The following is an 18,035-nucleotide window of genomic DNA, read 5'->3' as shown; positions in this document are numbered from 1 at the left end:
CCGAGCGCGGCCATCCCCGCGCGTAAGGCATTCGCAACCGACCCACCTCCGGATGGGGTTACGGATCAGCCTGCCCAAAACGCGGGTGGTCCGTCGACCGATCCGTCCGGATCGGATCACATCGCATCCGCCCGGATCGGTTCGGATCCGCCCGAACGGGACCGACTCGGATCTCGGTCAAGGAATCCCGCTCACCACTGAAACAACTTTTCAAACGCGCCGTAAGAACGTTTGGGATTCGACCAATCCACCCTGCCGGCCGCTCCGAATGGCGTTCGTCAGGCAAGTTGGCACAGAGGACGGATGGCATGACACCTACTTCCAGGAGCGGTGCGAAGCACAGGAGCATCGCGACCCTCATCTGTGGTTCGCTGGCCGCCGGAGGCCTCGCAGCCGCCGGCGTGACCGCGCTGGAACCGGGGGCAGCCGCCGCCTCCAGCCACCGCGAAGCCCCGCTGATCTCCGGCGAACCGCAGTTCGACAACACGGACGTGTACGCGTTCGTCAGCCCGGACAAGCCGGACACGACGACGGTCATCGCCAACTGGATCCCCTTCGAGGAGCCCGCGGGCGGACCGAACTTCTTCACGTTCTCGGAGGACGCGGAGTACGACATCCGCGTCGACCAGGACGGTGACGCGGAGGAAGACCTCATCTTCCGCTACACGTTCAGGACGAAGACGAAGAACGACAAGTCCTTCCTGTACAACACGGGCGTCGTGGAGAGCCTCGACGACCCCGACCTCAACATCACGCAGACGTACGACATCGAGCTCATCAAGCTGAAGGACCGGCGCGCGGTCTCCAAGACGAAGCTCGCGGACGATGTGTGGGTGGCGCCGTCCAACGTCGGCAAGGCGTCCATGCCGGACTTCAAGAAGCTGCGCGACGAGGCCGTCTACAAGACCGCGAGCGAGGTGACGACGTACGCCGGCCAGGCCGACGACCCGTTCTTCCTGGACCTGCGCGTCTTCGACCTGCTGTACGGCGGTGACCTCTCCGAGGTCGGGCGGGACACGCTCAAGGGCTACAACGTCAACTCCATAGCCCTGCAGGTGCCGACCGACGCGCTCGTCGAGTCGAAGGACCAACCGATCGTCGGACTCTGGTCCACCACCCAGCGCAAGGGCGCCGACGGCCAGTACCACCAGGTCTCGCGCCTGGGCATGCCGCTGGTCAACGAGGTCGTCAACCCCATCGGGGACAAGGACGAGTTCAACGCGTCCTCGCCCGTGGACGACGGCCAGTTCCTGAAGAACGTCACCGAGCCCGAACTGCCCAAGCTCATCGAGGCCATCTACAAGATCCCGGCCCCCGAGGAGCCGCGCAACGACCTCGTCGACGTCTTCCTCAAGGGCGTCGAGGGCCTCAACCAGCCCGAGCACGTCACCCCCTCGGAGATGCTGCGCCTGAACACCTCCATCGAGCCGACCAAGAAGCCGAAGCGGCTCGGTGTGCTCGACGGTGACAACCAGGGCTTCCCGAACGGCCGCCGGCTCACCGACGACGTGATCGACATCGCGCTCCAGGTCGTCGAGGGCGAACTGGTCGGCGCCAAGAACGACCTGGGCGACGCGGTCGACAAGAACGACAAGAAGTTCGGCAAGTCCTTCCCGTACGTGGGTCTGCCGACGGCCGGTTCGCGTGGCAAGACCGTCGAGGGCAACACCACGAACAGCGTGCGCAGCGCGATCGGCACGGGCGTGGAGAGCGGCAGCACCGACGACATGACGCTGATCGCGGCCTCGGCGGGTGCCGGCGCGGCCGGTGTCCTGCTCATCGGCACGGGTCTGCTCTGGTGGCGTCGCCGGAACGACCGCGCGTACTACTAGCCCGACCCGACCGGGCCCCCTCCTGCGGGCCCGGTCCACCGACCGGCGCGGCCCGCTCGTATCCGTCCCCCACGGCGCGGGCCGCGTCTCACGACAGCAACGACCCGGCTCGGCAAGGATGTTGAGGAGAGGGCATGTCCCCGCGTACGAACGAGAGCGCGCCGGAGAACCGGCGTCCGCGTCCCGACGAGGGGGCTCCCGCACCCGACGGGACCGAGATCTCCGAGTCCGGCCCCGAGCCCCTCTCCGAGTCCGGTCCCGAGCCCGTCTCCGAGTCCCCCGGCGCGTCGCGCCCCGAGCGTGTCCCCGAGCCGGCCGTGCGGCGGCTGCTGCGCCTCACCGCGTGCGCGGCCGCGCTGGCTGTCGCGTTCACCGGGTTCGCGGTCGCGCTGGCCGCCCGGGACGACGACCGGACGGTGGCCGCGTCGACCTCGCCCGGCCTCTCGGCGGCCCAGCTCGCCAGTGGTGACCTCGACACGGCGGTCACGGCGCTCCAGGCCCATCTCAAGGAACAGCCGAAGGACTTCGGCTCCTGGTCCACGCTCGGCCTCGCCTACGTCGAGCAGGCCCGCGTCAAGGGCGACCCCTCCCGCTATCCGCAGGCCGAGAAGGCCCTGAAGCGTTCGCTTCGGCTGCGGGAGGACAACGACCCGGCGCTCGCCGGCCTCGCCGCGCTCGCCGCCGCACGGCACGAGTTCGACGACGCGCTGCGCTACGCGGACCGGGCGCTGAAGGAGAACCCGTACAGCGAACGGGCGTTGTGCAGCCGCATCGACGCACTGGTCGAACTCGGCCGCTACGACAAGGCGTTGAAGGCGGCGCGGCTCGCCGACACCCGGCGGCCCGGCATCCCGGTCTTCACCCGGTACGCGTACGTGTACGAGCTGCGCGGCGACGTGAAGACCGCCCGGCGCGTCCTGGAGCAGGCACTGGACTCGGCGACGACCCGGGGCGACATCGCCTACGTGGCCACCCAGCTCGGCCAACTCGCCTGGAAACAGGGCGACTACAAGACTTCGCTCGACCACTACGCGCGCGCCCTGGGCGCCGACGACACCTATCTCCCCGCGCTGGAGGGCCGCGCCCGCGCCCAGGCCGCGAGCGGTGACGGCGCGGCGGCGGTACGGGGCCTGGAGCAGGTCGTGTCCGCCTATCCGCTGCCGGGTCCGCTCGTCGTGCTCGGCGAGCTGTACGAGGCGAAGGGCGACACGGCCGGGGCACGCGAGCAGTACGCGCTGGTGAACGCCTGGACCTCCATCGCCCGCGCCAACGGCGTCAACGCCGACCTCGACACCGCGCTCGCCGCCGCCGACCACGGCGACGAGAAGGCCGCGCTGAAGGCCGCCGAGGCCGAGTGGAAGCGCCGCGAGACGGTCCACACCGCGGACGCCCTCGCCTGGGCGCTGCACGTCAACGGCCGCGACGACGATGCCCTGCCGTACGCCCGCCGCGCCACGGCCACCGGATACAAGGACGCGACGTTCCTGTACCACCGGGGCATGGTCGAGTCCGCGGCCGGCGACACGAAGGAGGCCCGCGCCTCGCTCAAGGCGGCCCTCGACCTCAACGCCGGCTTCTCGCCGCTCGGCGCGGAGCGGGCCCGTAAGACCCTGAAGACTCTGGAGGCCGCCAAGTGACGTCCCCCCGGCGCCTGTTCGCCTCCGGCGCGGCTCTCTTCCTGACCGTCGGCGCGCTCGTCCTCGTCCCCGCCGGGGCCGCGAGCGCCCACCCGCTCGGCAACTTCACCGTCAACCGGTACGACGGCCTCGTCGCCGCCCCCGGCCGGCTGAGGATCCTCCATGTCGAGGACCTCGCGGAGATCCCCGCGACCCAGGCCGGGACGGCCATCGAGCGGCAGGGGATGGACGACTGGGCCCGCGAGCGGTGCGAGACGGCCGCCGCGGACAGCGCGGTCACGGTCGACGGGCGTGCCGTCGAGGTGACGCTCAAGTCCAGCGGTGCCGAGGAGCGGCCGGGCCAGGCGGCCCTCAAGACGCTGCGCGTGGAGTGCCGGCTGACGGCTCCGCTGCCGGACCGGGCCGCCGACGTACGCTTCCACGCCGCCGTCGACTCCGGTCCGGGCTGGCGCGAGGTCACCGCGCGGGGCGACCGGATGACGCTGGCCGGGTCGGACGTGCCCGAGGAGTCGGTGTCCGGGCAACTCACCGACTACCCCGAGGAGTTGCTGCAGTCGCCCAAGGACACGGCGACGGCCTCCCTCCAGGTGCGGCCCGGCGGGCCCGCGCTGGCGGAGGAGCGCGACGCTCCCGGTGCCTCGGTCCTCCCGCGCGGCGCGGACCGCTGGACCCGGGCCCTGGACGACCTGGTCTCCAGTCAGGACCTCACCCTCGGCTTCGGCGCCCTGGCCTTCGGCATCGCCATGTTCCTCGGCGCGATGCACGCGCTCGGCCCGGGCCACGGCAAGACCCTGATGGCGGCCACGGCCGCCGCCCGTGACCGGGCCCGGATGCGTGACGTCCTCCCCATGGCCGCCTCCGTGACGGTCACCCACACCCTGGGCGTCGTCGCCCTCGGCCTCCTCGTCCTCGCCGGCTCCGCCGCCGCACCGGCCGTGATCACCTGGCTGGGCATCGCCAGCGGCCTCCTCGTCCTGGCGGCGGGCGCGACGCTCGTACGGCGGGCCTGGCAGAACCGGAAGCTCGCGCTGATGCGGGGGCGGGCGGACGGACATGGCCACGGGGATGCGCATGGGCACGACCACAGTCATGACCATGAGCACGACCACGGGCACGGTCATGACCACGCGCACGGTCATGAGGGCGGGCACAGTCATGAGGGCGGTCACTCCCACACGCATGACCACGCCCACGCCCACGCCCACGCCCACGCCCACGCCCACGCCCACGCCCACGACCACTCGAACGACCACGCGCCCGAGCCCGGCCGGGAGCTCGTACTCGCCCATGCCCAGGCGCACACCCACACCCACGCGTCGGCCGAGACCCACACCCGCGAGCACGCCCCGGCCAGGGCACACACCCACTCGCACACTCCGGCCCCCAAGCACAGCCACGACCACACTGACCGCCCCGACCAGAAGCGCTCCCTCTTCGGCGGCGGCGTCACCCACACCCACGGCGGCTTCACGCACACCCACCCCACCGCGCCCACCCTGCGCGGCACGATCCTGCTCGGTTTCGCGGGCGGCATGGTGCCGAGCCCCTCGGCCGTGGTCGTGCTGGTCGGCGCGGCGGCGCTGGGCAAGGCGTGGTTCGGGCTGCTGCTCGTGCTGGCGTACGGCATCGGTCTCGCGCTCACGCTGACGGCGGCCGGGTACGCCGTGGTGAAGGCGGGCGGGTGGGCGACGCGGATGATGGACAAGGGCGAGGGCCGGCTCGGCGGTCCGACCGCGGCGCTGGTGCGCAGGACCATGCCGCTGGCGTCGGCGTTGGTGGTCGTCGCCCTGGGGACGGGTTTGGTGCTCAAGGGGGCGGCATCCGCGCTCGGCTGAGCTACTTTTGGGAAGAAATCGTACGGAGTGGAGATTTCACGCGGGTGCTGGTGACGGGGGATGCAGGTGTCCGAGGAACCGGGCAGTGAACGTGTGATCGCGGGCCGCTACCGGCTGTTGACCCCGCTGGGCGAGGGCGGCATGGGCACCGTGTGGCGGGCCCAGGACGAGGTCCTGCACCGCGAGGTCGCCGTCAAGGAGGTGCGGGCGCCGGGCGGCATCCCGGTGTCCGACGTCGAGCGGATGTACGCCCGCCTGGAGCGGGAGGCCTGGGCGGCCGCACGGGTCGCCAACCGCAACGTCGTCACGGTGTACGACGTGGCCATGGAGGACGGCCGCCCGTGGATCGTGATGGAGCTGGTGCGCGGGCTGTCGCTCGCCGACCTCCTGGACGCCGAGGGCCCGCTCTCGCCGCAGCGCGCCGCGCACATCGGCGCCGAGGTGCTGGCCGCGCTGCGCGCCGCGCACGACGCCGGGGTCCTGCACCGGGACGTGAAACCGGCCAACGTGCTCATGTCCAACGACGGCCGCGTCGTCCTCACCGACTTCGGCATCGCCATGGTCGAGGGCAGCTCCGCGCTGACCATGACCGGCGAGGTCATCGGCTCACCCGAGTTCCTCGCCCCCGAGCGCGCGCTCGGCCGTACGCCCGGACCCGAGTCGGACCTGTGGTCGCTCGGTGTGCTGCTGTACGCGGCGGTCGAGGGCAACTCGCCCTTCCGGCAGAACACTCCGCTGAGCACCCTGCGCGCGGTCGTCGACGAGGAACTCCCGCCGCCGCTCCGGGCGGGCCCGCTGGCCCCGGTGGTCGAGGGGCTGCTGCGCAAGGATCCGGCCGAGCGGATCTCCGCCGAGCAGGCGGAGCGGGACCTGCGGATCATCGGTGCGGGCGGCACCCCGCGCGCCGACACGGTCGCGTCGGCGCCGTACAGCCCGACGGTGGCCGCCTTCCCGAGTCCGGGCGGGAACACGGGCCCCGGGCCGGGGACGAACGGGTTCGGGCCGCCGACGCCGGCGCATCCCGTCCCGGCCGCCACGACCCGGCCCTCGGCTGTGCCCGCAGGGGGGCCTGACCGCAACCGCCGCGCCCTGGTCTTCCTGATCGCGGGGATCGCCGCGATCGCCTTCGCCATCGCCGGTCTGACGTACGCCCTGGTCAACCGCGACAACGGCGGGTCCGGCGACAACACCACCAACGGGGCGGGCACGGTGGGCGGTACCGACGGCGGGACGGGCGACGAGGAGCCGGGCGGCGGCGACACCCCGAGCGGCGACGACGCCCCCTCGCGGACGCCCGACGAGGAGGAGCCCACGGACAAGCCGCCCGCGCAGTCCGTGAAGGTGACGGTCGAGGGCTCGAACACCGACTACTCGGGCGCCTGTCCGCCGCCGGACGCCGAGGTCCCCACCTTCACCGCGACGTTCACCGTGGGCAGCGTGCCCGTGGAGGTCGACTACCGCTGGGTGGCGAAGAGCGGCGAGGTCGAGGACGCCGGCTGGAAGACACTGTCGTTCGCGGCCGGCGGTGAGAACACGCAACGGGACCAGGTCGTCGTCTCGACGTCGGGGAGCTACGCGGACGAGATCAGCGTCGAGGTCCGCGGCCCGGTGCGGACCGAGTCCAACTCGGTCGCGTTCTCGGTGACCTGCGAGACGGAGGCCCCGACCACGGGCGGGACCTCCCCCTCGGACCCGGAGAACCCGGACGACTCCGGGGACTCCGGCGGCTACGACGACAGCGACTACGAGGACGAGGCCGGGGCCTACGTCCCCGCGCCCGCCGTCAGGCCGCGTTCCTGAACACCGGCAGATACCCGCCCGACTGCCCCGCGGCCTTCGGGTGGTACGACTCGCCCACGTTCAGCACGTTGAGGCTGTGCAGCCACGCGCTGCCGGAGCACAGTTCGTGGCCGGTGAACGCGGAGCGGACGTCGCCGAAGGTGAAGCCGTGGTCGGCGGCGCGTTTGGCGACCGCGGTGTTGAGGTGGTCCGCCGCGTCGTTGATGGCGGACCGCTTGGCCTGGGACAGCCCGGGGCAGGTGCCGCCCAGCTGGTAGAAGCGGGGGTAGCCGAGCACCACCACGTGGGCGGCCGGTGCCTTCGCGCTGATCGCCGAGTAGACCTTGTCGAGTTGGCCGGGCAGCGTGGAGTCGACGTACGTCTTCGCCGTGTCGATGCGGGAGAGACAGGCGCTGTCGGACTGCAGGACGCAGGTGGTCATCACGTCGGCGAAGCCGGCGTCGTTACCGCCGACGCTGATCGAGACCAGTCCCGTGCTCGCGCCCAGCGGGCCGAGCTGACCCGCCAGAACATCACCCGTACGGGCGCCTGAGCAAGCCGTGAAGTTGAAGGACGAGGGTGCGTTGGCGGCCGCCCAGAGGTACGGGTAGGCCTTCGTGCTGCGCTTGCAGTCGCCGCTGGCGGACAGGTAGCTCCCCGCGCCGACGCCCGAGGAGTAGGAGTCGCCGAGGGCCACATAGCCGGTGGGGGCGGCCTGTTGGGACGCCTGTGCCGTCGTGGCACCGGCGAGGGCGGCGCCGGCGGTGAGGAGGAGTGAGGTCAGGTATGCCGCGAGTCGGGAACGTCTCATGGAACCTCCCTTTAGCAGGATCTCTGCCTCAACCGTCGTAGCAACTACGCGTGTTGATCGGAAGTGTTCATGTCAATACTTTCCCGTCCATGACAACCTGTACCCACCGCGTTCAACTCCCGTTCCATTTCGTTCACATGACAGATACATGACAAATCCTCAACTCTCTTGAGCTACGCCCGTAGATCGATCAATCTGCTGGGAGCCGGCAGCGGAACGCGACGCTCCCGGCCGTGAGTGCGATGGCGCACACACCCCCACAGACGCGCTCCCGACCACGGGCGCGCGCCGCCTATGAGGAGGACTCCCTCGTAATGGCACACCTGCGTAGCAAGAAGATCCGCGTCGCCGCCGTCACCACCGTGGCGACCGCCGCCCTGCTCGGCGGCCTCACCGCGCTGCCCGCCCATGCCGCCCCGGCCGAGGGCAGGGTGCTCGCGGCCGACTCCCCCACCGCGATCAAGGGCAGCTACATCGTCACGCTCAAGAAGGGCGCGGGCCTCAAGGCCGCGTCGAGCGCGGGCAAGGACCTGGTCGAGGAGTACGGCGGCACGGTCAGGAAGACCTTCAAGTCCGCGCTGAACGGCTACTCGGCCGACCTCTCCGCGACCGAGGCGAAGAGACTCGCCGCCGACCCGTCGGTCGCCTCCGTCGAGCAGAACCAGGTGTTCACCTCGACCGCCACCCAGACCAGCGCCCCGTGGGGTCTGGACCGCTCCGACCAGGCGTCGCTGCCGCTCTCCGGCACGTACACCTACCCGGACAGCGCGGGCAGCGGTGTGACCGCGTACGTCATCGACACCGGCGTGCGCATCACGCACTCCCAGATCAGCGGCCGGGCGACCAACGGCTACGACGCCGTCGACGGTGACAACGTCGCCCAGGACGGCAACGGTCACGGCACCCACGTGGCGACCACCATCGCCGGCTCGACCTACGGCATCGCCAAGTCGGCGAAGATCGTGGCGGTGCGCGTGCTCAACAACGCCGGCTCGGGCACCACGGCGGGCGTCGTCGCGGGCATCGACTGGGTGACCGCGAACCACAGCGGCCCCTCCGTCGCCAACATGTCGCTCGGCGGCGGCGCGTCCACCGCGCTCGACACGGCCGTGGCCAACTCCATAGCCAGCGGTGTCACCTACGCGGTCGCGGCGGGCAACAGCAGCGCCAACGCCTCCTCGTACTCCCCGGCCCGGGTCGCCTCGGCGATCACGGTCGGCGCCACCACCAGCACGGACGCCCGGGCGAGCTACTCCAACTACGGCTCGGTTCTGGACATCTTCGCCCCGGGCTCGTCGATCACGGCAGGCTGGTACACCAGCGACACCGCGACGAACACCATCTCGGGCACCTCGATGGCCACGCCGCACGTCGCGGGCGCGGCCGCCGTCTATCTCGCCGGACACACCTCGGCCACCCCGGCCCAGGTCGCCACGGCGCTGACCGGCGGCGCCGTCACGGGCAAGGTCACCAGCCCCGGCACCGGTTCCCCGAACCGTCTGCTGCAGATCGTCCAGTAACAGCAGCTCTTCGACTGCGCACAGAAGGTTCCCCGGAGGCGTACGGCGCCTCCGGGGAACTTTCGTATACGCCCGAGGAATTCTTTACCGGTGCACTACAAATGGGCGTACGGTCGCCGTTCCGCGTCTCGACGTATTGACTCCCCCGCGCCCGCTGAGCGACATTGAAGCCCGGCATCCGGCGCTTCAGGGGGCAAAGTCGCCAATGCAGACCTTGGGTATCAAGCCAGCTCTGTCCGGCAGTGGCGGGCCACTGCTGGCGGGCGTGGCCGCGGCCGTCGCGGGGGTGGGCGCGGTGCTCGCGTTCGCCGACGCGGACTCGGTGCTGCGCGGCCCGTTCACGCTGTTCTTCCTCCTTGTCGCACCAGGAGCCGCCATCGCGGCCCAGTTGGACGGGCTGGAGCCGTTCGGTCGCGTCGTGACCTCGGTCGCCGGCGCCATCGCGGTCAACCTCCTCGTCGCCCAGGGCCTGATCGCCACCCACTCGTGGTCGGTCCCCGGTGGCATCACGGCCGTGACCGTGATCAGCTCGCTCGTTCTCCTGCTGAGTCTGGTACGGCGCCTCGGCGCCCGTACGGAGAGAAGACGGACCTGAGACGTGGACATCAGCGTGTACCGTCCCGGCGAACTGACCGCCGCCGACCGGGCGGCCTGGACCGCCCTCCAGTCGAAGGCCCATCTGCACGGCGCGCCGGAGCTGGCGAACCCGTTCCTGTCCCCGGAGTTCGCCCTGTCGGTGGGCCGCTGCCGGCGCGGGGTGCGGATCGCGGTCGTCCGGGAGGGCGGTGAGCCGGCGGCCTTCTTCCCGTACCAGAGAACCGCCGTCGGGGTGGGCAGAGCCGTCGGTCTGGGCCTCTCCGACTGCCAGGGCGTGGTCCACCGCCCCGGCTTCACCTGGGACGCCCAGGAGCTGCTGCGGGCCTGCGGGCTCGCGGTGTGGGAGTTCGACCATCTGGCGCAGGGCCAGACGCCGTTCGCGGCCCACATCACCGGCACCTTCCCGTCCCCGGTCATGGACCTGGAACAGGGCTACGAGGCGTATCTCGGCCAGCTGAGGGCCGGCTCGCCGAAGTTCGTCAGGACGACGCTCGCCAAGGAACGCCGGCTCGGCCGCGCGGTGGGCGAGGTGCGCTATGTGCACGACGAGCGCGACCCCAGGGTCCTGCGCACGCTGATGGCCTGGAAGTCGGCGCAGTACCGCAGGACCGGTCGCAGCGACCGCTTCGCGCACCCGTGGATCACCCGGCTCGCGCACCAGCTCTTCCACTCCCGCTCCGACTCCTTCGCCGGCCGGCTGTCGGTGCTGTACGCGGCCGGCAAGCCGATCGCGGCCCACTTCGGGCTGCGCTCCGAGCGGGTGCTGACCTGCTGGTTCCCGGCGTACGACCCGGCGTTCGCGAAGTTCTCGCCGGGCCTGCTGCTGCATCTGCACATGGCCGAGGAGGGCGCCGCCGACGGCATCGCGTACCTGGACCTCGGCCGGGGCCAGAAGCAGTACAAGGATTCCCTGAAGACACGGGAGATCTCCGTGTCGGAGGGGTGGGTCACCCGACGCCATCCGGTGGCACTCGGACACCGGGCCCGCCGGGCCCCCGTCCGGGCGCTGCGGAACACGGTGCAGGCGCGCCCGGAGCTGTTCGCGCCGGCGGACAGACTGTTGAAACGGATGGGAAGAATCCGGTCGGGAGGTCAGGTAACGGACACAACAACAAAAACGTGAGGCCTCGTAATAGGTCTTGCCATACGGGGTCAATCATCAATACCGTCATACATCCACCCGCATCGGTACGTCGGCGCATGCTCCTAGGGGAGGGCTCAAGGAGCGCGACGGTCCCGGCGCGGGGCGCGGTAGGGGGGTGCCGTGCTCGGTGACCGCAACTTTTACCGAGTCGAGCCGCGAGACCGACTGCCGAGTCGCGACAGTCGGCCGACTTTGCCAACTCACCCGGGATGCCCGGAGATCGATACGGAGATCGATACGGAGATCGATACGGAGATCGAATTCGGCATGCCGTAAGTGAGAACCCCCCTTTCGAACCGGACAAAGAGCCGAACCACCCAGGGGCGGGTGGTTCACCGGACGAGAGGGACCAGACTCATGAGCTCAGTTCTGCGCCCGGCCATATCCACCTCGGAATCCGATACCACCAGCGCCGATTCGCCGGCGCTCGCGAAGTACCGGCCGATCTCCAACCACCTGGCCATAGCACCGCCGGTGAGCGTGGTGATACCCGCCATGAACGAGGCGGAGAACCTTCCGTACGTCTTCAAGACGCTGCCCGGCTGGATCCACGAGGTGGTCCTGGTCGACGGCGACTCCTCCGACGACACCATCGCGGTGGCCCGCGAGCTGTGGCCGGACGTCAAGGTCGTCCCGCAGCGCGGGAAGGGCAAGGGGGATGCCCTGATCACCGGCTTCGAGGCCTGCACCGGCGACATCATCGTGATGGTCGACGCGGACGGTTCGGCCGACGGCCACGAGATCGTGTCGTATGTCTCCGCCCTCGTCTCGGGTGCGGACTTCGCCAAGGGTTCCCGCTTCGCCAACGGCGGCGGCACCGACGACATGACCCTGATCCGCAAGTTCGGCAACTGGGCGCTGTGCACCACCGTGAACCGCAAGTTCGGCGCCCGCTACACCGACCTCTGCTACGGCTACAACGCGTTCTGGCGGCACTGCCTGGACAAGATCGACCTCGACTGCACCGGCTTCGAGGTGGAGACCCTGATGAACATCCGGGTCGTCAAGGCGGGCCTGAAGGTCCAGGAGATCCCCAGCCACGAGTATCTGCGCATCCACGGCGCGAGCAATCTGCGGGCCGTGCGCGACGGGCTGCGCGTGCTGCGGGTGATCCTGAAGGAACGTTCCAACCGGCGGGCGCTGCGCCGCCGTTCGCACTCGACGACCCTCACCGCCGGCCGGGGAGAGTCGTCTTGAACGAGCCGGCCGTCTCGGTCGTCGTCTGTGTGTACACCGAGGACCGCTGGGAGGACATCCTCGCGGCGGTCGCCTCGGTGCGCGCCCAGTCCCGGCCGGCCCTGGAGACGCTCCTGGTGGTGGACCACAACCAGGCCCTGCTGGAGCGGCTGACCAGGGAGTACAAGGAGATCGAGGAAGTGCGGGTGCTCGCCAACGCCGGCCCCCGCGGGCTGTCGGCGGGCCGCAACACGGGCATCGCCGCCTCGTACGGGGAGATCATCGCCTTCCTCGACGACGACGCCGTCGCCGAGCGCGACTGGCTGAGGTACTTCGTCGAGGGGTACGCCGATCCCCGGGTCATGGCCGTCGGCGGCCGTACGGTGCCCGCGTGGGCGTCCGGCCGCCGCCCGGCCTGGTTCCCCGAGGAGTTCGACTGGGTGGTGGGCTGCGCCTACAAGGGCCTGCCGGGCGGCGTCGCCCCGGTCCGCAATGTGCTGGGCGGCAACGCCTCGTTCCGGCGCAGCGCCTTCGACGCGGCCGGCGGCTTCGCCACGGGCATCGGCCGCGACGGGGACAAACGCCCGCTGGGCTGCGAGGAGACGGAGCTGTGCATCCGGCTCTCCCGGGCCAGACCGGACGCGGTGCTGCTGCTCGACGACCGGGCGGTGATCCACCACCGGGTGCCCGACGCGCGGATGCGCTTCGGGTACTTCCGCACGCGTACGTACGCGGAGGGCCTGTCGAAGGCGCTGGTGGCGCGGAGCGTCGGCGCCGGCAAGGGGCTGGAGTCGGAGCGCCGGTACACCACCCGGGTGCTGCCCGCCGGGGTGGCGCGCGGAGTGCGTGACGCACTGCTCGGCCGCGCGGGGGGCGCGGGCCGGGCGGGCGCGATCGTCGCGGGCGTGGCCGCGGCGGCCGGGGGGTACGTTGTCGGGAGCGTCCGGGCCCGCAGGGGCGAGGTCACGTTCTCGGTCGGCGAGATTCCGGGCGGCGCGGCCGGCAAGGGGGGCGAGGGGGGCTCGTCATGACGGAAACAGCCGTACCGATCCTGATGTACCACGCGGTCTCCGCCGCGCCGAACGACGCCACCCGGGACCTCTCGGTGACCCCGGAGGCCTTCGCGGAGCAGATGGCGCTCATCGACGACCTGGGGTTCACCCCGGTCGACACGGCGGATCTGGCGGCGAGCTGGCGGTCGGGCCGCCCGCTCCCCGCCCGGCCCGTCCTGGTCACCTTCGACGACGGCTACCAGGGCGTGCACCGCCACGCCCTGCCCGTCCTCGTCAAGCACGGCTTCGCGGCCTCCCTGTTCGTCACCACGGGCTGGATCGAGGGCCCGTACGACAGCGGCGGCGCCCTCGACACCATGCTCGGCTGGGACCAGGTGCGCGAGCTCGCCGCCAACGGCGTGGAGATCGGCGGGCACAGCCACACGCATCCGCAGCTCGACACGCTGGACGACGACCGGCTCCGGTTCGAGCTGCGGCGCTGCCGGAGAATCGTGGCCGACGAACTGGGCACCCGGCCCGTGTCGTTCGCGTACCCGTACGGCTACTCCAGCCGCCGGGTGCGGGTGGCGGTGCGGGAGACGGGGTTCGCCCAGTCGCTCGCGGTGGGCAACGCGCTTGCCCGGCGCGCCCAGGGCCCGTACGCGCTGCGGCGGGTCACGGTGCGGCGCTCCACCGGGGTCGCGGAGTTCGAGCGGCTGATCGAGGGCCGCGCGATCGGCCGCGACTTCGCCCGGGACCGTGCCCTCACCAAGGGGTACGCCATGGTCCGAAGAGCACGACAGGTCCGGAAGGCCATCCGTTCCCGTGTCTGACACAACGACGACCACCGCGGCCGAGCAGGCCGAGAGCGCCACGACCGAGACCGCCGAGCGGCGGTCCGGCTCCGGCCGCAGGCTGCGACTGCCCGGCATGGGCAAGGGGGCGGGGGGCAACCAGCTGTTCCGCAACGCCTACGCCCTGATGCTGAACACCGGTGTCTCGGCCGTGCTGGGCCTCGGCTTCTGGCTGGCCGCCGCCCGCTACTACACCGAGGCCTCGGTCGGGCAGGGTTCCGCCGCGATCGCCGCGATGAAGCTCCTGGCGGGGCTCACCGCGGTGACGCTGATGGGCGCGCTGGCCCGGTTCATCCCCGTCGCGGGACGCGCCACGGGTCGGCTGATCTTCCGTACGTACGCGGGCAGTTCGGTGATCGTGGCGCTCGCGGCGGGCGTGTTCCTGCTGACGCTGGGCATGTGGGGGTCGTCGTACCGCTTCCTGCACGATCCGCTGAACGCGGTGTTCTTCGTGCTGGCGGTGGTCGCCTGGTCGGTGCTGACACTCCAGGACGGGGTGCTGACGGGGCTGCGGAGCGCGATGTGGGTGCCGGTCGGGAACACCGTGTTCTCGGCGGTGAAGCTGGTGCTCCTTGTGGCGTTCGCCGCCGCGGTCCCGACCATGGGCGTGTTCGTGTCCTGGGTGGCCGCGATCTCGCTGTCCGTGCTGCCGCTGGGCTGGCTGGTGTTCCGGCGGCTGGTCCCCAGGCATGTGAAGGCCACCGCGGACCGCGCGCGTCCGCCGTCGCTGCGGGAGATCGGCCGCTTCCTCGCGGGCGACTACACCGGCTCGCTGTTCTCGCTCGCCGTGGTCTATCTGGTCCCGGTGATCGTCGCCGCCCAGGTCGGTTCCGCCGACAACGCGTACTTCTACATCACCACCACCATCGGCGGCACGATCAATCTGCTCGCCATCAACATGGGCGCCTCACTGACCGTGGAGGGCTCGCACGACCCGGCGCGGCTCGCCGCCAACACCCGGGCCGCGCTGAAGCGGATGGCGCGGATCATGGTGCCGGTGTGCGCGGGGCTGTTCGTCGGGGCGCCCTGGATCCTGGCCGTCTTCGGGCAGGCGTACGCGGACGCGGCGACCGGGCTGCTGCGCTGGTTCGCGGTCGGCGCGCTGCTGCGGGTCGTCATCGAGACGTACTTCGCGGTGCTGCGCGCGCAGAGCCGGACTGCCGGACTCGCCTGGCTGCAGGGCCTGTTGTGCGCCCTCGTCCTCGGGCTGACGCTGTTCCTGCTCCCCCGGATGGGGCTGACCGGCGCGGGCGTCGCCGAGATCTCCAGCCTCGCGGTGATCGTGCTGATCGCCGCGCCCCGGCTGTACCGGATCGTGCGGACCGCGCCGCCCGCCGAGGTGCCCGAGGACGCGGCGCCGGACGGCGACCTCGCCGACCTGGGCCGGGTGGCGTCCGCCGCGAGGAAGCAGAGCGGCGCCTGGGCCCGGCTCGACTCCGACACCCTCGCCCTCGGCGTCCACCTCGACTTCGACCACCTGGAACGCCGCCCGGACGTACGCCCCGGCCCGGGCACCCCGCCCACCGGAACCCCGTCCGTGCGCGCGGGCCACCGGCCGGCCTGGGCCAAGGACCGGCCGACCTGGCCGCTGAACCTGCCGACCTCGCTCGGACTGCCCGTAGAAGCGCGGGCGCCCGGTTCGGAGTCGTCCACGGGCCCGGCCCAGGCCCCGGAGGTGGACGCCCCGTTCGAGGAGGGCGCATCGGAGGCGGCCACCGCCCGGGACCCAGAGGGACCGGAGAAGTCCGTACGAGAGCCGGTGAAACCCCTGGTCCAGGACGTGTCGTCCGCCGAGGAGGCGCCTCGGGTGCCCCTGCGGGAGCGGCTGGCGCACCCCACGATCACCGGAGTGGTCCTCGGCTGTCTGCTGCTCTCCGCGCTGCTGCTCTACTGGGTGCCCGCGCTGGCGCTGGACGACTCCGACCTGGACCGGATGGGCGGGCTCGGGCTGATCTCCGTCCTGCCCACGCCGACCCTGGTCGGGACGGCACTGCTGGCCACGGTGTTCGCCTCGCTGCTGTGGCTGGGCCGCGAGCACAAGGGGCTGCTGCTGATCACGCTCCTGGCCACCGTCTTCTCCCTGCACGCGCTGCCGGCCGTGATCGAGGCCGAGCCCCGGTTCGCGACGGCCTGGCAGCACCTGGGCTTCATCGACTACATCGACCGGACCGGCTCGGCCGTACCCGATCTGGACGCCCGCTGGAGCTGGCCGGGCTTCTTCGCGGCGGCCGCGTTCGTCGCCGAGGCCTGCGGGGTCAGCGACTTCACCGAGATCATCCGCTGGTGGCCGACGGCCGTCCAGCTCCTCTATCTGCCCCCGCTGTTCCTGCTCACCCGCCATATGCGGGCGAGCTGGCGCGCCAAGTGGACGGGCATCTGGATCTTCGTCCTGAGCGGCTGGGTGGGCCAGGACTACTTCTCCCCCCAGGGCTTCACCTACCTCCTCTACCTGGCGTTCGTCGCGATCCTCCTCGTCTGGTTCCGTGCCCCGCGCATGCTGTGGGGCAAGGCCCTCCCGGGCGAGGCGGAGGTCGAGCCGACCGACCGCCGGCAGCGCGCGGTCCTCCTGGCGGTCCTGATCGCGCTGTACGCGGCGACGGTCCCGGCCCACCAGCTGACCCCGTTCGTGATGCTGGGCGTCCTCGCGGTCCTCGTCCTGATCGGCCGCTGCGAACTGCGCGGCCTGCCCATCCTGTTCGCCGTCCTGGTCGCCGTATGGGTGGGCTTCCTGGCCGAGCCGTACTGGTCCGGCCACTTCGACGAACTCTTCGGCGGGGTCGGCGGCGTCGGCGGAAACGTCACGTCCTCGGTCTCCGGCCGCATCGGCGAAGGCAGTTCCACCCACAAACTCGTCCTGTACGCCCGCGTCGCCCTCGCCGGCGCCGTCATGCTCCTGGCCTGCTACGGCTTCTGGCGCCGCCGCGAGAACAAGTACCGCGAACGCTCCCTGCTCGTCCTGACCTTCGTCCCGTTCCTCGGCTTCGGCATGCAGTCGTACGGCGGTGAGATGGCCCTGCGGGTCTTCATGTTCGCCCTGCCGGGCGCCGCGCTGCTGGCCGGACTCGCCTTGTTCCCGCGCACCGGCGTCACCGCCGAGGAACGCGACAAGGACCGGGTGAGCCTCGCCCCGCTGGCCGCCCTGATGGCCGGGCTCGTCCTCATCGGCGGCTTCCTGATCGCCCGCTGGGGCAACGAGCCCTTCGAGCGCGTCCGCCCGGGCGAGGTCGCCGCCATGGAGTACGTGTACGCCCATGACGACCCGACCGTACGGCTCCTCTGGCTCAGCGACGACCCGGTGAACAGCGTGACGCCCGCGATGCCGTGGGGCGCGCGGGACATGGAGAAGGTCGAGTACGTGCCGACGCTCGCGCCGGGCGACCCGGTCCTGGTGTCCGGCCTGGCCAAGGCGCTGAAGAACGCCGGCCCGAACTCGTATCTGATCGTCAACCGCAGCCAGGTCACCTCGCTCCAGATGGACTCCGGGTACTCCAGGAACTGGGAGTCCCGGCTCCTCCAGAACCTCGACGAACGCGAGGACTTGAAGCAGGTCTTCGCCAACGCGGACGCCACGGTCTTCGCCATGCGCGAGCAGAGCGGCAAGGCTCCCGAGCCCGACCCCGGCCCGATCGGCCCCCAGGTCACCTGGACGCCGTGGTCGGTGGTGGGTGGTCTGGCGGCCATCGCGCTGATCGTGCTGCTGAGCATCCGAGAGGTCGTACGGGTGGCGGTCCGCCCGAGCGTCCGCCAACTCCGCCGGCTCCAGAGCAGCTTCTGGTTCAGCCTGCCGCTGCTGGCGCTGCTGCTGGCGTCGCTGGTGCAGCGGTTCTTGACGATGGGCTCGCAGTAGATGTCATGAGG

The 18,035-nt window shown here is 71.3% G+C and carries 12 protein-coding genes; 11 read left to right on the top strand and 1 reads right to left on the bottom strand.

Annotated features, from left to right (window positions below; genetic code table 11):
- Positions 1-308 precede the first annotated feature (308 nt).
- The 4 genes from I8N67_RS15260 to I8N67_RS15245 all read left to right on the top strand — a co-directional run bounded on the left by I8N67_RS15260 (position 309) and on the right by I8N67_RS15245 (position 7,104).
- Entirely contained in the window at positions 309-1,832 is a 1,524-nt protein-coding gene (locus tag I8N67_RS15260) for a DUF4331 domain-containing protein (protein ID WP_200303633.1), read from the top strand.
- A gap of 134 nt (positions 1,833-1,966) precedes the next feature.
- Positions 1,967-3,469 carry a tetratricopeptide repeat protein gene (locus I8N67_RS15255; protein WP_200303632.1) on the top strand — a complete coding sequence of 501 codons (1,503 nt, stop codon included), beginning with the start codon at positions 1,967-1,969 and terminating at the stop codon, positions 3,467-3,469.
- Positions 3,466-5,304, top strand: coding sequence for a nickel transporter (locus I8N67_RS15250; RefSeq protein ID WP_200303631.1), 1,839 nt, complete (start codon positions 3,466-3,468; stop codon positions 5,302-5,304). The genes I8N67_RS15255 and I8N67_RS15250 overlap by 4 nt, the downstream gene beginning before the upstream one ends.
- A 60-nt stretch (positions 5,305-5,364) precedes the next feature.
- Positions 5,365-7,104, top strand: a complete 1,740-nt coding sequence (locus tag I8N67_RS15245) for a serine/threonine-protein kinase (protein WP_200303630.1) — start codon at positions 5,365-5,367, stop codon at positions 7,102-7,104.
- Here the strand turns inward: I8N67_RS15245 and I8N67_RS15240 are convergent.
- Complete coding sequence (locus I8N67_RS15240; protein WP_200303629.1) at positions 7,088-7,894, bottom strand: SGNH/GDSL hydrolase family protein; 807 nt, start codon at positions 7,892-7,894, stop codon at positions 7,088-7,090. The two genes, I8N67_RS15245 and I8N67_RS15240, sit on opposite strands and share 17 nt — an antisense overlap.
- A gap of 314 nt (positions 7,895-8,208) precedes the next feature.
- Here I8N67_RS15240 and I8N67_RS15235 point away from each other — a divergent pair, with 314 nt between their 5' ends.
- The 7 genes from I8N67_RS15235 (at position 8,209) to I8N67_RS15205 (ending at position 18,024) form a co-directional block, all read left to right on the top strand.
- Entirely contained in the window at positions 8,209-9,414 is a 1,206-nt protein-coding gene (locus tag I8N67_RS15235; RefSeq protein WP_200303628.1) for a S8 family peptidase, read from the top strand.
- 205 nt (positions 9,415-9,619) lie between these two features.
- Positions 9,620-10,009, top strand: coding sequence for a hypothetical protein (locus I8N67_RS15230; protein ID WP_200303627.1), 390 nt, complete (start codon positions 9,620-9,622; stop codon positions 10,007-10,009).
- A gap of 3 nt (positions 10,010-10,012) precedes the next feature.
- Positions 10,013-11,134, top strand: coding sequence for a GNAT family N-acetyltransferase (locus I8N67_RS15225; protein WP_200303626.1), 1,122 nt, complete (start codon positions 10,013-10,015; stop codon positions 11,132-11,134).
- Between the two features lie 378 nt (positions 11,135-11,512).
- Positions 11,513-12,352 (top strand): glycosyltransferase family 2 protein, encoded by an 840-nt coding sequence (locus I8N67_RS15220; RefSeq protein WP_234045735.1) that lies wholly within the window; start codon positions 11,513-11,515, stop codon positions 12,350-12,352.
- Positions 12,349-13,362 carry a glycosyltransferase family 2 protein gene (locus I8N67_RS15215; protein WP_200303625.1) on the top strand — a complete coding sequence of 338 codons (1,014 nt, stop codon included), beginning with the start codon at positions 12,349-12,351 and terminating at the stop codon, positions 13,360-13,362. The genes I8N67_RS15220 and I8N67_RS15215 overlap by 4 nt, the downstream gene beginning before the upstream one ends.
- Positions 13,359-14,156: a polysaccharide deacetylase family protein gene (locus tag I8N67_RS15210; RefSeq protein ID WP_200303624.1), complete on the top strand. Its 798-nt coding sequence runs from the start codon at positions 13,359-13,361 to the stop codon at positions 14,154-14,156. The genes I8N67_RS15215 and I8N67_RS15210 overlap by 4 nt, the downstream gene beginning before the upstream one ends.
- Complete coding sequence (locus I8N67_RS15205) at positions 14,149-18,024, top strand: lipopolysaccharide biosynthesis protein (RefSeq protein WP_200303623.1); 3,876 nt, start codon at positions 14,149-14,151, stop codon at positions 18,022-18,024. The genes I8N67_RS15210 and I8N67_RS15205 overlap by 8 nt, the downstream gene beginning before the upstream one ends.
- The last annotated feature ends 11 nt before the right edge of the window (positions 18,025-18,035 follow it).

The sequence above is a fragment of the Streptomyces adelaidensis genome (assembly GCF_016598475.1).
Classification (GTDB): domain Bacteria; phylum Actinomycetota; class Actinomycetes; order Streptomycetales; family Streptomycetaceae; genus Streptomyces; species Streptomyces adelaidensis.
The sequence above is the reverse complement of the archived record's forward strand: the minus strand, read 5'-3'. Positions and strand labels throughout refer to the sequence as shown.